This window comes from Xanthomonas arboricola pv. guizotiae, assembly GCF_002940205.1.
Taxonomy (GTDB): domain Bacteria; phylum Pseudomonadota; class Gammaproteobacteria; order Xanthomonadales; family Xanthomonadaceae; genus Xanthomonas; species Xanthomonas arboricola_C.
Window position 1 is genome coordinate 153,514 of record NZ_MDSK01000001.1, and the last position, 14,207, is coordinate 167,720.

General features: G+C 67.7%; 13 protein-coding genes. 10 read left to right on the forward strand and 3 right to left on the reverse strand.

All coding sequences use genetic code 11. The features are described from left to right. Positions 1 to 98: 98 nt before the first annotated feature. A complete protein-coding gene (locus XarbCFBP7408_RS00840; protein ID WP_104560507.1) occupies positions 99 to 2,345 on the reverse strand; it encodes a DUF1631 domain-containing protein in 2,247 nt (748 codons plus the stop codon). Between the two features lie 130 nt (positions 2,346 to 2,475). Between XarbCFBP7408_RS00840 and XarbCFBP7408_RS00845 the strand changes: the two genes are divergently transcribed. The 4 genes from XarbCFBP7408_RS00845 to XarbCFBP7408_RS00860 are packed head-to-tail and all read left to right on the forward strand — an operon-like array spanning position 2,476 to position 5,360. Next, on the forward strand, positions 2,476 to 3,051 hold the full coding sequence (locus tag XarbCFBP7408_RS00845) for a nitroreductase family protein (RefSeq protein ID WP_104560509.1): 576 nt from the start codon (positions 2,476 to 2,478) through the stop codon (positions 3,049 to 3,051). 14 nt (positions 3,052 to 3,065) lie between these two features. After that, entirely contained in the window at positions 3,066 to 4,034 is a 969-nt protein-coding gene (locus XarbCFBP7408_RS00850) for a 5'-3' exonuclease (RefSeq protein WP_181106138.1), read from the forward strand. Beyond that, the gene (locus tag XarbCFBP7408_RS00855; protein WP_005988855.1) at positions 4,031 to 4,582 is read left to right on the forward strand and encodes an NUDIX hydrolase; all 552 of its coding nucleotides are present in this window, start codon (positions 4,031 to 4,033) and stop codon (positions 4,580 to 4,582) included. The genes XarbCFBP7408_RS00850 and XarbCFBP7408_RS00855 overlap by 4 nt, the downstream gene beginning before the upstream one ends. Then, on the forward strand, positions 4,575 to 5,360 hold the full coding sequence (locus XarbCFBP7408_RS00860; protein ID WP_181106137.1) for an N-formylglutamate amidohydrolase: 786 nt from the start codon (positions 4,575 to 4,577) through the stop codon (positions 5,358 to 5,360). Before XarbCFBP7408_RS00855 ends, XarbCFBP7408_RS00860 begins: the two co-directional genes overlap by 8 nt. Positions 5,361 to 5,536: 176 nt before the next feature. On the opposite strand, the gene pip is transcribed toward XarbCFBP7408_RS00860, so the two are convergent. Both pip and prmC read right to left on the reverse strand, forming a co-directional pair. After that, a complete protein-coding gene (gene pip / locus XarbCFBP7408_RS00865) occupies positions 5,537 to 6,478 on the reverse strand; it encodes a prolyl aminopeptidase (protein WP_104560513.1) in 942 nt (313 codons plus the stop codon). A 213-nt stretch (positions 6,479 to 6,691) separates the two neighbouring features. Continuing rightward, positions 6,692 to 7,543: a peptide chain release factor N(5)-glutamine methyltransferase gene (gene prmC, locus XarbCFBP7408_RS00870; protein ID WP_104560515.1), complete on the reverse strand. Its 852-nt coding sequence runs from the start codon at positions 7,541 to 7,543 to the stop codon at positions 6,692 to 6,694. Between the two features lie 205 nt (positions 7,544 to 7,748). On the opposite strand from prmC, the gene ahpC reads away from it, so the two are divergent. The 6 genes from ahpC (at position 7,749) to XarbCFBP7408_RS00900 (ending at position 13,959) form a co-directional block, all read left to right on the forward strand. Continuing rightward, complete coding sequence (gene ahpC, locus XarbCFBP7408_RS00875; protein WP_104560517.1) at positions 7,749 to 8,312, forward strand: alkyl hydroperoxide reductase subunit C; 564 nt, start codon at positions 7,749 to 7,751, stop codon at positions 8,310 to 8,312. Between the two features lie 215 nt (positions 8,313 to 8,527). Further along, positions 8,528 to 10,120 carry an alkyl hydroperoxide reductase subunit F gene (gene ahpF, locus XarbCFBP7408_RS00880; protein WP_104560519.1) on the forward strand — a complete coding sequence of 531 codons (1,593 nt, stop codon included), beginning with the start codon at positions 8,528 to 8,530 and terminating at the stop codon, positions 10,118 to 10,120. A gap of 79 nt (positions 10,121 to 10,199) precedes the next feature. Then, complete coding sequence (locus XarbCFBP7408_RS00885) at positions 10,200 to 11,141, forward strand: LysR substrate-binding domain-containing protein (protein ID WP_104560521.1); 942 nt, start codon at positions 10,200 to 10,202, stop codon at positions 11,139 to 11,141. Positions 11,142 to 11,593: 452 nt separating this feature from the next. Next, a complete protein-coding gene (gene rnk / locus XarbCFBP7408_RS00890; protein WP_104560523.1) occupies positions 11,594 to 12,016 on the forward strand; it encodes a nucleoside diphosphate kinase regulator in 423 nt (140 codons plus the stop codon). Between the two features lie 75 nt (positions 12,017 to 12,091). Continuing rightward, positions 12,092 to 13,057 (forward strand): transaldolase, encoded by a 966-nt coding sequence (gene tal / locus XarbCFBP7408_RS00895; protein WP_104560525.1) that lies wholly within the window; start codon positions 12,092 to 12,094, stop codon positions 13,055 to 13,057. A gap of 332 nt (positions 13,058 to 13,389) precedes the next feature. Continuing rightward, a complete protein-coding gene (locus XarbCFBP7408_RS00900) occupies positions 13,390 to 13,959 on the forward strand; it encodes a type 1 glutamine amidotransferase family protein (RefSeq protein ID WP_104560527.1) in 570 nt (189 codons plus the stop codon). Positions 13,960 to 14,207 lie beyond the last annotated feature (248 nt).

The window sequence follows — 14,207 nt, forward strand, 5'->3', positions numbered from 1 at the left end:
CTTTAGCCGTGACCGCCCAGGGTTTGCGTGTCAGGCGGACATCGTAGCTCGCATCGCTGCGGTGGCGCTTGCCGACACGCGTCAGGCGCCTGCGGAGGTTAAGCCTTCAGCATGCGCGGCCGGTCCAGCGCATCGACCACGTCCTGCATCGCGCTGTAGAACGCGTCCTCGTCCCGATGCAGACGCAGGCGGTCCAGCCACACCATCATCGCCAGTTCCTCCGGCGAGGACACGCACAGCCGCCCGCCGCGCCGGTTGACGAACATCAGCCGCCCGGAAATCGGGCTGATCCAGGACAACCTGCCGGCCTGTACACGGCCGTGCCGGTCGACGAACTCCAGACAGGTGCCCAGCGCCATGCCGCGGAAGAAGTCGGCGGTGACGCGATCGAATTCCACCCGCGCGGTGGCATCCAGCATCGGCGTCAGCGGCTCGCCGACCGGATCGGCCGGACCGGGGTTCGGGCGCAGCGCGCTCAAGGTCGGCGCAAACGGGGCCGGATCCGGCGCTCCCGCCGCCGGTACCGGTGGCGTGGACAGCAGCGCGCGCTGCAGTTCCTGCAGGGCCAGCTCGGCGTCGCCTTGCGCCAGGCCGGCCAGCGCGAAGGCCTGCAGCAACTGCGCACGCTGCGGCGCCAGCGCGGTGTCACCAGGCGCAGCACCCGGTCGCGCCAACACCGCATCGCCCAGGGCCAGGGCGGCGTCCAAGGCCGGGCCGTCGCCGTCGCCACGCAATGCCGCCTGTTGCACATACGGCTGCCAGACGCGGCCGAGGAAGTGCTCGACCAGCGGCGGCAGCGGCCCGCGCGCCAGGCGCTCTGCCAGCGCCTGCGCGGCCGTGCTGCGTGCGGCTTCGCGGCGTTCTTCGGCGCGCTGCAATTCGCTGGCGCGGCGCTCGGCGATTTCCACCCGCCGCCGATACTGTTCGTAGCTGGCGCCGAACTCGGCCTCCAGCGTCAGAAACAGCCCCGGATGCTCGTCGAAATCGCGCACCACCGTGTCGATCACCGCCTGCACCTGGCCGAGCAAGGCCTGCTCTGCCGCGGTTTCGCCGGCATTGCCATCGCAGGCGTCGACCAACAGGTTGAGCAGGCGGCGTGCGGGATGGCCGTCGCGCACGAACAGGTGGCCGTCCAGCATCGCCAGCTTGGCCATCGGCACCAGCAACTGGCCGAGCAGGCTGCACTGCGCATCCGACAGATGGCTCTGCACCAGGATCGCGGCGAACAACAAGGCCACCAGATCCAGCGCGTCCTCGTCGTCGGGGTTGAGGCAGGTGGTGGCCGGATCCACCCCAAGCGCGGCGGCGGCGCGCCTGACCTGCTGCCGCAGGCCACATGCCAGGCCCGAATCGGTGCCGTCGATGGCCTCGAAGCCGGCCGCAGGCATGGTCTGCAGCAGCGACAGCGCCGAGACCACCTCGCGCGGCGACAGCAGGCGCTGCCCGGCAGCTGCGGGCGTGTCGCCATCGGGTTCGCGTTGGCGGCGTGCATGCTGCAGCAAATGGTGCAGGCCGGCCGGCAACAGCGCGCGGCCGCTGCGCAGATGCACGTCGATCGCCTCGACGCCGGCCAACGCGCCCTGCCCGCCCGACCAGTCGGCGAAGAAGCGCGCGATCCAGTCCGGCGTCTCGGCGGCCTGCTCGCCGGCGGCTTCGTCCTGGCGCGGAATGCCGCGCCGCCGGCTGCGCGGCTGCGGCAACTCGCGCAAGCGCGCCACCTGCGCCAATGCCTGTTCCAGCGCGCCGTAGCGCTGGCCGACGCGTTCCATCAGGTGCTGCTCGCAGATGTTGATCACCGCAAGATGCGCCTTGGGCGCCAGCGTCACCCCCTGAAAGGCCTCGTACAGGGCCACGCCCAGGTGCTCCGGCCCGAACGGATTGCTGTCCCCGTCGATACGCAGCCCGCCGGCAATGAAGCCGAGATAGCGATTGAGCCGCATCAGCTCCGTGCGCCACTGGTGCTGCAGCGCGCCGGCCAGGTTGCGCACCGCCAGGCGCACCTCCAGGTCCTGCTCGGGCAGCAGGGTCAGCCCGGCCGCGCCGCGCCCCAGGCTGCGATCGGCCGACAACGGCCGCCCGGATTCCAGACCCTGCCAGGCCCTGGCCAGATGCCCGCGGAAACGCGCGGTGATCGGCTCGCGCTGCTGCCGCACCGCCTGGATCGCTTCCAGGAAGTCGTTCTGGGCCGTGCCGGCATCGGCCGCCAGCCGGAACAGCGCCTCGGCCAATGTGTCCTGGAATTGGACAAAGGCATCGGCCAGCGGCACCAGCACGATCTCGCGTACCTGATCGAGCAGCTGCGGATTGCGGCTGGGAAGCACGGGGGTGGACACGAACTGGGTCATCGGGCGGCGCACAGGGCGAACATGGAAGGGATGTCACGACCGGGCCGGCATCGGCCCGCCGCCCATGATGCGGCGGGCGTTGGGAAGGGCCCGTCTATAATTGCCCGTCTCCTCGCCTCGACCCGGAATTATGCACGCACCGTATTCGCTCCAGGCGCTGGACGCGCGCCGCTCGGTCCCCTCCAAACAGCTGGGCGAACCCGGCCCGGATGAAGACACCCTGCTGCGCATGCTCGCCTCGGCGGTGCGCGTACCCGACCACGGCAAGCTGGTGCCGTTCCGTTTCTTGCGCATCAGCGGCGATGCCCGTCAGGCACTGGGCGATTTCCTGGCCGAGCGCAGCCTGGCCGCCGACTCGCTGGCGCCGCCCGCAGCGGTCGAAAAAGACCGCAACCGCTTCAACGATGCGCCGCTGGTGATCGTGGTGATCGCCGCGCTGCGCCCCGGGCACAAGGTGCCCGAGCAGGAACAGCTGCTCACCGCCGGCTGCGTGTGTTTTGCGCTGCTGCAGGCCGCGCAGGCGCATGGCTTCGGCGCGCAATGGCTGACCGCATGGATGGCCTACGACCCGGCGGTGACCGGCTATCTGGGCCTGGAGCAGAACGAGCGCATCGCCGGTTTCATCCACATCGGCACCCCGCGCCTGCAGGTGCCCGAGCGCGAACGCCCGGATCCGCGTGCGCTGCTGCGCGACTGGACCCCGTGACCACGCAGGCCCCCATGCCTGCGGGCGCGCCGGCGGCGATCAGCCGCCCGACCCCGCTGTATCTGGTCGATGCCAGCCTGTACGTGTTCCGCGCCTGGCATTCGATCCCGGACGACTTCCAGGATGCGCAAGGCTGGCCGACCAACGCCGTGCACGGCTTTGCGCGCTTCCTGCTCGACCTGCTCGAACGCGAGGATCCCCAGCACATCACCATCGCCTTCGACGAGGCGCTGGACAGCTGTTTCCGGCATGCGCTCTACCCGGCCTACAAGGGCAATCGCACCCCGGCACCGGATGCGTTGCGGCGCCAGTTCGCGCATTGCAAGGCGCTGTGCGCGGCCTTGGGCCTGAGCGTGCTGGCGCATCGCGATTACGAGGCCGACGACCTGATCGGCAGCGCCCTGCACAGCGTGCGTGCGCACGGCCTGCGCGGGGTGATCGTGTCGGCCGACAAGGATCTGTCGCAGCTGCTGCTCGAGCACGACGAGCAGTGGGATTACGCGCGCAACCTGCGCTGGGGCATGGACGGGGTCAAGGCGCGCCACGGCGTGCACGCCCATCAGATCGCCGACTACCTGGCGCTGTGCGGCGATGCAATCGACAACATTCCCGGCGTCACCGGCATCGGCGCCAAATCGGCGGCGGTCCTGCTGGCGCATTTCGGCAGCCTGGATGCCTTGCTGGAGCGCATCGACGAGATCCCGTTCCTGCGCCTGCGCGGCGCGGCGCAGATGGCCGCGCGCCTGCGCGAGCAACGCGAGCACGCGCTACTGTGGCGTCAGCTCACCACCATTGCGCTCGACGCGCCGCTGGCGCTGACCGATGCCGGTTTCACGCGCGCGCCAGCCGATACCGACATGCTGGGCGGCTTGTGCGAGAGCCTGCGCTTCGGCCCGCTCACCCGGCGCCGGTTGCTGGCCGCCTGCGGCGGCGCGGCGGCACCGCGCACTCCCGTTTCCCTGGAACAAGGCCTGCATCCATGAACCGACACGACACCCCGCCCACCGTGGTCTACGAAGGCAAGTACCAGCGCATGGTCGTGCGCGGCACCTGGGAATATTCCGAACGCGTGCACGCCGGCGGCCTGGCCGCGATCATCGTGGCGGTGACCCCGGACGATGCGATGTTGTTCGTCGAACAGTTCCGCGTGCCGCTGCAGGCCCGCACCATCGAAATGCCGGCCGGCCTGGTCGGCGACGTGCATGCCGACGAGTCGATCGAGCTGTCGGCCATTCGCGAACTGGAAGAAGAAACCGGCTGGACCGCCGAGCACGCCGAAGTGCTGATGATCGGCCCGACCTCGGCCGGCGCCAGCAGCGAGAAGATCGCCTTCGTGCGCGCCACCGGCCTGCGCAAGGTCGGCGCAGGCGGCGGCGATGCCAGCGAAGACATCACCGTGCACGAGATCCCGCGCGCGCAGGTCGGCGCCTGGCTGGTGCAGAAGATGGCCGAGGGCTATCAGATGGATCCCAAGCTGTGGGCCGGGCTGTATCTGGTCGATCACGCACTGGACGGCACCCCGCGTGGCTGAAGCGACCGCTGCCCGCCTGCTCGGCGCCGACGATCCCGCACCGTTCAGCGTGCACAACCCGCAGGCCGCCTCGCCATGGCTGCTGATCGCCGACCACGCCGGTCAGCGCGTGCCGGCGCGGCTGGCCGATCTGGGCCTGCCGCAGCAGGAACTGGACCGCCATATCGGCTGGGATATCGGCATTGCCGAGGTCACCCGCCTGCTGGCCGATGCGCTGGATGCGGTCGCCATCGCACAGACCTATTCGCGCCTGGTGGTCGACTGCAATCGCCCGCATGGTTCGGCCACGCTGATGCCCGAGGTCAGCGACGGCACCTCGATTCCGGGCAACCTGCAACTGTCGGCCGACGATCGGCAGCAGCGCATCGATGCGATCTTTGCGCCGTACCACGCGCGCATTGCGACGGAACTGGATGCACGCGCACAGCGCGGGCAACCCACCGTGCTGGTGTCGATGCACAGCTTCACGCCGATCATGGCCGGCCATGCACGGCCCTGGCATGCCGGCGTGCTGTACAACCGCGACACGCGGCTGGCGCGGCGCCTGCTGCAGGCCTTGCGCAACGAGCCGGATCTGGTGGTTGGCGACAACCAGCCCTACGCGGTCAGCGACACCAGCGACTACGCGATTCCGGTCTACGGCGAAGGCCGCGGACTGCTGCATGTGGAACTGGAACTGCGCCAGGATTTGATCGCCGATGCGGCGGGGCAACAGGCGTGGGCGCAGCGCCTGGCACGCATCCTGCCGCCGCTGGCGCAGGCGCTGCTGCCGCACTGACTCCTACGGAGCATGCGGCGGCCGCGCTGATCTGCAGCCTCGGTGACGACGGTTGCCTCGTAGGAGCGCACCCGGGCGCGACAGGCCGTCCCGTTACCCTACGTCGCGCCCGGGTGCGCTCCTACCGCTGGCGCGCGAGCGCTGCTGCAGCTTCCCGTGCACGCTCGCGGTTGCGCTCAGGCGAACCCGTCGGTGGCGCGCACCAGCGCATCGACATTTTCCGGCTCGAAGGCCGAATGCCCCGATGCCGGGCTGATCTGCAGCTGCGCCTTCGGCCACACCTTGTGCAGGTCCCAGGCGCTTTGCAGCGGGCACACCACGTCGTAGCGGCCGTGCACGATCACGCCGGGGATCTCGGCGATGCGGTGCGCGTCGCGCAGCAGTTGGTCTTCGACCTCGAAGAAACCGCCGTTGACGAAGTAGTGGTTCTCGATGCGCGCGAACGCCAGCGCGAAATACGCATCCTCGTGCCCGCTGACGAAGTCGGCGTCCACATGCAGGAAGCTGGTGGCACCTTCCCACACGCTCCACGCCTTGGCCGCGGCCAGACGCGTGGCTTCGTCGTCGCTGGTCAGGCGGCGATGGAAGGCCGAAATCAGATCGGCCCGCTCCACCACCGGAATCGCGTTGAGGTAATGCTCCCAGGCATCCGGGAACAGCCGGCTGGCGCCTTGCTGGTAGAACCATTCCAGCTCGAAACGGCGCAGCAGGAAGATGCCGCGCAGCACCAGCTCGGTGACCTGCTGCGGATGGGTCTGCGCATAGGTCAGCGCCAGGGTCGAACCCCAGCTGCCGCCGAACACCTGCCAGCGCGCGATGCCCAGGTGTTCGCGCAGGCGCTCGATATCGGCGACCAGGTCCCAGGTGGTGTTGTTCACCAGATCGGCATGCGGGGTGGAACGGCCCGCGCCGCGCTGGTCGAACAGCACGATGCGGTACTTGGCCGGGTCGTGGAAGCGCCGCATCTTGTCGTTGCAACCGCCGCCGGGGCCGCCGTGCAGCATCACCACCGGCTTGCCCTGCGGATTGCCGCACTGCTCGAAATACAGGGTGTGGCGGTCGTCGACCTGGAGGGTGCCATGGTCGTACGGCGTGATCTCGGGATAGAGCGTGCGCATGCGTCGGTCCTGCGGGAAACCGCTAGTGTATCGACAGCCGGTCTGCACACGCGGGCGCCCATGCAATCGAGCAAGGGCAGGCTCACCGCGAAGCACGACGGCTTGGAGACGGAGCAAGGCTCCTGCGCGCAGCGCCGGACGGGCGCGGTCGGTGCCCGGAAGCGGCATGTCCTGTTTCAGTTCTGAGCGTCATCAGCCTCCACCTGGCGACCGCTAGCCCGCAGCCGGCGACCAGCGCCCCGACGTCACCCGGTCACGCTGCTCCAGGTCCTGGTGCGTGGTCACCGCATCGAAGCCACGCGCCTGCAGCAGCGCGGCCACCGCCGCGCCCTGGTTCCAGCCGTGTTCGAGCAGCAGCCAGCCGCCCGCCAGCAGATGCGCAGGCGCATCGGCGACGATCAGGCGGATGTCGTCCAGGCCATCGAGGCCGGAAGCCAGCGCACTGGCCGGCTCGTAGCGCAGGTCGCCTTCGCCCAGATGCGGATCCTGCGCGGCGATATATGGCGGGTTGCTGGCGATCAGGTCGAAGCGCTCGCCGGCCAACGGCGCGAACCAGCTGCCCTGCCGGCAGTCGACATTGCGCAAGCGGTGGCTGTCGGCATTGCGCCGGGCAACCGCCAGCGCCGCCGCGCTGGCATCGGTGGCGATCACCTGCGCCTGCGGCCGCTCGCTGGCGATGGCCAGCGCGATCGCGCCGCTGCCGGTGCCCAGATCGGCAACGCGGCGGTCTGGCCGGGCGTCCAGGCGCTCAAGTGCCAGCTCGACCAGCACCTCGGTGTCGGCGCGCGGGATCAGCGTGGCAGGGGAGACCGCCAGATCCAGCGTCCAGAACCCCCGCGTGCCGGTCAGGTAGGCCACCGGTTCGCCGGCCTGGCGCCGCTGCACCAATGCCTCGAACGCCTGCGCCACAGGCGCCTGGACCGGATCGCGGCCATGCGCGAACAGCCAGGCGCGGTCGCGGCCCAGCGCGTGCAGCAGCAGCGGTTCGGCATCGCGGCGCTCGATCCGCTCGACCGCGCGCCGCAACAGCTGCTCGGCGGCAAGACCGGCTGGGTCCTCGCTCATACGGATCATTCACTCCTGCGCAACATCGGCCCACCATTATCGGAGATGGAATCGGCCCCTGCAGCGGCAGACGCCGTCTGCACACATGATAGCCTCAGCCTATATATATAATTCCATCAATCGATTTGAGAAATCTATCGATCCTGCCTACCATGGCGACTGTTCCATCCCCCGCCCCCCCCCCTCCACCGCACGAGGAAACTCAATGTCTCTCATCAACACTCAGGTCCAGCCGTTCAAGGCGAATGCGTACCACAACGGCAACTTCATCGAAGTCACCGAGGCCAGCCTGAAGGGCAAGTGGTCGGTGCTGATCTTCATGCCGGCCGCCTTCACCTTCAACTGCCCGACCGAAGTGGAAGACGCCGCCGATAACTATGCCGCGTTCCAGAAGGCCGGCGCCGAGGTCTACATCGTCACCACCGATACCCACTTCTCGCACAAGGTGTGGCACGAAACCTCGCCGGCCGTGGGCAAGGCGCAGTTCCCGCTGATCGGCGACCCGACCCACAAGCTGACCCGCGCGTTCGGCGTGCACATCGAAGAAGAAGGCCTGGCCCTGCGCGGCACCTTCATCATCAATCCGGACGGCGTGATCAAGACCCTGGAAATCCACGACAACTCCATCGCTCGCGACGTCACCGAGACGCTGCGCAAGCTGACCGCTGCCCAGTTCGTCGCCAACAACCCTGGCCAGGTCTGCCCGGCCAAGTGGAAGGAAGGCGCCAAGACCCTGGCTCCGTCGCTGGACCTGGTCGGCAAGATCTAAACCGACTGCCACCTCCGGCCTGTGGTTGAGGCCGGAGCATCTCCGGCCCAGTACTGGGCCGGGGGTGAACCGGAGCCGGTGCCGGGCTGCCCGCCAGCCATCGCCAGCACGCATTCCCGACATCGCGCCGGCTGCGGTTCATCCCCTCCTCCCCGGCGACCTGCCTCAGCGCAGCGACGCCACGCCCTCCCCTTGCCCATTCCCAGGAGTTCTCCATGTTGGATGCCAACCTCAAGACCCAGCTGACCGCCTACCTGGAACGGGTTACCCGTCCGATCCAGATCAATGCCTCGATCGACGAGAGCGCCGGCTCGCGCCAAATGCTCGACCTGCTCGAGGATCTGGTGCTGCTGTCGGACAAGATCAGCCTGGACATCCACCGCGACGACCACCAGCGCAAGCCCTCGTTCGCGCTGACCACGCCGGGCCAGGACATCTCGCTGCGCTTTGCCGGCCTGCCGATGGGCCACGAGTTCACTTCGCTGGTGCTGGCGCTGCTGCAGGTGGGCGGCCACCCGTCCAAGGCCGCCGCCGAGCTGATCGAGCAGGTGCAGCACCTGAATGGCGACTACCAGTTCGAAACCTATTTCTCGCTGTCGTGCCAGAACTGCCCGGACGTGGTGCAGGCACTGAATCTCGCTGCCGTGCTCAACCCACGCATCAAGCACGTAGCCATCGACGGCGCGTGGTTCCAGGACGAGGTCGAAACCCGCCAGATCATGTCGGTGCCCACCGTCTACTTGAACGGCGAGCTGTTCGACCAGGGCCGCATGACGCTGGAGCAGATCGTCGCCAAGCTCGACACCAATGCCGCAAAGCGCGACGCCGCCAGGATCGCCGCCAAGGACGCCTTCGAGGTGCTGGTGGTCGGCGGCGGCCCGGCCGGTTCGGCAGCGGCCGTCTACGCCGCACGCAAGGGCATCCGCACCGGCGTGGCCGCCGAGCGTTTCGGTGGTCAGGTGCTGGACACCATGTCGATCGAGAACTTCATCTCGGTACCGGAAACCGAAGGTCCGAAGATGGCCGCAGCGCTCGAGCAACACGTGCGCCAGTACGACGTGGACATCATGAACCTGCAGCGCGCCGAGCAGCTGATTCCGGCCGGTGCCGATGGCCTGATCGAGATCAAGCTGGCCAATGGCGCCTCGCTCAAGAGCAAGACCGTGATCCTGTCCACCGGCGCGCGCTGGAGGCAGATGAACGTGCCGGGCGAAGACCAGTACAAGAACAAGGGCGTAGCCTATTGCCCGCATTGCGACGGCCCGTTGTTCAAGGGCAAGCGCGTGGCGGTGATCGGCGGCGGCAATTCGGGTGTCGAGGCCGCGATCGATCTGGCCGGTATCGTGGCGCATGTCACGCTGGTGGAGTTCGACGACAAGCTGCGTGCCGACGAAGTGCTGCAACGCAAGCTGCGCAGCCTGCACAACGTGCGCATCATCACCAGCGCGCAGACCACCGAGGTGCTGGGCGATGGCCAGAAGGTCACCGGCCTGGTCTACAAGGACCGCACCGGCGGCGACATCCAGCATGTGGACCTGGAAGGCGTGTTCGTGCAGATCGGCCTGCTGCCCAACACCGAATTCCTCAAGGGCTCGGTGGCGTTGTCGCCGCGCGGCGAGATCATCGTCGACGACCGTGGCCAGACCAATGTTCCGGGCGTATTCGCTGCCGGCGACGCCACCACGGTGCCGTACAAGCAGATCGTGATCGCGATGGGCGAAGGTTCCAAGGCTGCGTTGAGCGCGTTCGATTACCTGATCCGCTCCAGCGCACCGGTCAGCGCCGACAACGTCGCTCAGGCAGCGTAAGCGCACTCAAGCCAAGGCCCGGCCAGGCCGGGCGCCACGCTCCAGTCGTACCCCGTCACCGCAATGAGGGCTGCTGCACATGAATCTGCGTGACCTGAAATATCTGGTCGCCCTGGCCGACCACAAGCATTTCGGCCGTGCCGCGACGGCCTGCTTCGTCAGCCAACCGACGCTGTCCACACAGATCAAGAAACTCGAAGACGAACTCGGCGTGCCGCTGGTGGAACGTGCGCCGCGCAAGGTGATGCTGACCCCGGCAGGCCGCGAAGCGGCGATGCGCGCACGCGGCATCGTGGCCGAAGTGGAACAGATGAAGGAAGCCGCGCGGCGCAGCCAGGATCCGGAAGCCGGCACTGTGCGGCTGGGCATCTTTCCCACCCTGGCGCCGTATCTGTTGCCGCATGTGGTGCCGCGGATCCGCGAGCGGTTCCCGCGCCTGGAACTGCTGCTGATCGAGGAAAAAAGCGATCAGCTGGTGCACCAGCTGCGCGAAGGCCGTCTGGATGCGGCGCTGCTCGCACTGCCGTTGCAGGATGAGCAGCTGCATGCCGAATTCCTGTTCGAGGAACCCTTCGTGCTGGCCGTGCCGGAAGGCCATCCGCTGTCGCGCCACGACAGCATGACGTTGGACGACCTGTCCGAGCAGCGGCTGTTGCTGCTGGAAGACGGCCACTGCCTGCGCGAGCAGGCGCTGGATGTCTGCCACCTTGCCGGTGCGCTGGAAAAATCCGAATTCCAGGCCACCAGCCTGGAGACGCTACGCCAGATGGTGGCCGCCAACGTCGGCGTGACCTTGCTACCGCTGCTGGCGGTCAAGCCGCCGGTCGCGCGCTCGGAGAACATCCGCCTGATCCGTTTCCGCGAAGACAAGCAGCCCAGCCGCCGCATCGCCATGGCCTGGCGTCGCAGCTCGGCCATGACCGCGTTTCTGGAGCAGCTGGCGCAGCTGTTCAAGGAGCTGCCGGAGAGCCTGTTCACGCTGGATCAGCCGGCAACCGGGCTCAAGGCGGTTGCGGCTTGAGGAATCGGGAATCGGGAATCGGGAATCGGGAATCGGGAATCGGGAATCGGGAATCGGGAAATCGTTTCATGGCTGCGGTTGCTTGACGTGATTTTTTTCACCTTTTCTCGGACATAAGCGACGCGCAAGCGTCGTTTTTTGTTTGGTGGGTGGTTATGACGCGATGTCTCTGGAAGCACCTGGCGGTTGTGGTGTCATTGGCACGTGGTGGACTCCCACGAGGCACTTCAAGTCAGTCGCTGGGTGATGGCGGATGGCACGCACCTGGGCGCTGCAGCGCTGCCTGCCTGATGCGCTGGCCACGGCCCGCTACTCGCGATGCCACGCCGGCCTCGCCCGATACCTGCCGTGCACTGCGCCATCTCGCCATGCATTGCGATCGGGCAGCGGCGCCCTCATCTGGGCAGCGAGGCTTGCCATGTTGGCGGGCCGTCATCGTCAAGGAGATTGCCATGACTTCGCAGCACCACAGCGGCCTGCCGCCGTCCATCCTGGTTTCCAGCCATGACCTCGCCCGGCTTGAGGCCCTGCTCGACTCCCCCGCTTTCAACAAGCACCCGGCCGCCACCGCGCTGAGTGACGAACTGGGCCGCGCACGCGTCGTGCCGCCCGACCAGATTCCCGGCGATGTCGTCACCATGCACTCCCGCATCGATTGCGAAGATGAGCTGCATGGCGAACGCCATACGCTCACCCTTGTGTATCCGCACGAAGCCGATGTGCAGCACGGCCGCATCTCGGTGCTGGCGCCGGTCGGCAGTGCGCTGCTTGGCCTGTCGGTCGGTCAGCGCATCGACTGGCGTACGCCCGACGGGCGCGACCTGCGTCTGCGCGTGAACGCCGTGCACGATCAACATGCCCTGGCCGGCGCCTGACTTCACACGCCAGGCGCGCTACCGTAGCGCGCTGCGTCCTATCCACGACCCGTTCCACGATTCGAGAGAACCCGCATGACTGCTCCCTCCAAGCTTGCCCAGTTGCGTGACCTGTCCGTCGTCGTTGCCGACACCGGCGACTACGACGCCATCAAGCGCCTGAAGCCGGTCGACTGCACCACCAATCCCACCCTGGTCAAAAAGGCATTGGATCTGCCGGTGTATGCCGACCTGATCGAGCGCGAACTGGCCTGGGGCCGCGAACACGGCGGCGAAGACCGCACCAGCACCGTCAACGAAGTGGCCGACCGCCTCACTATCGGCGTCGGCGTCAGGCTGGCCGAGCTGGTCCCCGGCCGCGTCTCCACCGAGGTCGATGCCGACCTGGCGCACGACACCGAGGCGACCATCGCCAAGGCGCGCAAGTTCATTGCGATGTACGCCGAGCGTGGCGTGTCCAAGGACAAGATCCTGATCAAGATCGCGGCCACCTGGGAAGGCATCGAGGCTGCGCGCCAGCTGCAGCGCGAAGGCATCGACTGCAACCTGACCCTGATCTTCAACCGCTCGCAGGCGCTGGCCTGTGCGGAAGCCGGCGTGTTCCTGATCTCGCCGTTCGTCGGCCGGATCCTGGACTACTACGTCGCCCAGGGGCAGACCCCGGCCAGCATCGACGAAGACCCGGGCGTGGTATTCGTGCGCACGGTCTACAACGAGTTCAAGCAGCGCGGCTCGTCCACCGTGGTGATGGGCGCCTCGTTCCGCTCCACCGCGCAGATCGAAGCCCTGGCCGGTTGCGATCGCCTGACCATCTCGCCGGAGCTGCTGGAAAAGCTCGACGCCGAACACGGCGAACTGCCGCGCAAGCTCTCGCCCGCGCAGGCCGACAACGCGCAGATCACCCCGATCGACAGCGACAGCTTCGCCGCCGATCTGGCGGCCGACCCGATGGCCACCGAAAAGCTGGCCAGCGGCATCGACGCCTTCGCCAAGGATCTGCAGGCACTGCGCAAGACCATCACCGACAAGCTCGCCAGCTGATCGCCGCGCCGCAGGTCGCGTTAGCGACGCCTGCAGCCTGGTGGCTGTCGGCGTTTTGGTTTTTGCAGTCTGCTGCGCAGCACGCTGCAGCCAGGACGCGCAAGGCAACACCGCTGGCGACACTGGCGCTGCAACTGCGGCCGGCCTCGGGTCGCGGTACTTTCCGGGCACCGCTGAGCGCTGACCGTGGGCGCCTGTACAGCCGCCACCGCGTCGCCATGCCTGCGTTTTGTCGGATCGGTGCGCGCATCGACGCCGTTCTCCACACGTCGCTTACACCCGCGCAACCCGCACTGCCTAGAATCCGGGTTCCTCAACTGGCGTAGCGGACAATGGCAAACATTGCAGTGGTGATGGTCGACGGCGTGGCCGATTGGGAAATTGGCGTCGTCCTGCCGGCGGCACGCGAATGGTTCGGCGACCAGGTCGCCATCGCCAGCATCGATGGTCAGCCGGTGCGATCGATCGGCGGGTTGCGCATCACCCCGGACTTCGCCCTGTCCGATCTGGCGCCGCTGGACGCCGACCTCTGGATCCTGCCTGGCAGCGAGCGTTGGCAGGCCGGCGAAATCCCCGGCCTGAGCGGCCTGCTGGTCGAGCGCGTGCAGCACCAGCGCCCGGTCGCGGCGATCTGCGGCGCCACCATCGCCCTGGCCTATGCCGGCCTGCTCGACCAACGCGCGCATACCAGCAACGCGCTGGCCTTCCTGCAGGAACACGTGGTGCCGTACGCCGGTGCTGCGCAATACCGGCACGAAAAGGTGGTGACCGCCGATGGCGTGATCACCGCCCCCGGCACCAGCCCGGTCGGCTTCGCGCTTGCCTGCATGCGACTGCTGCATCCGGAACGCACCGACATGCTCGCCCAGCTGCGCGGCATGTTCGCCGGCGAGTTCGTCTGATCCAACGGATTCAGGCCGGTACAGCTGATGCGCTGTACTGGCTCACCGTGCTGATTCCCTGTATCGAGTCTCCATACCGTTCGCGGCGAATCACCAGGCGTGAGTCGCTGCGCTGAGCAACCTGAGGCGATTTGCTGACCGGGATTTTTTGCACCGCTCGCCGCAGCTACTCACCAAAGATGACGCGCTGCATCGCTTCGCCGAGCCGATTCGGCTTGCAGACATACCGTTCCATCAGCAGCATCTCG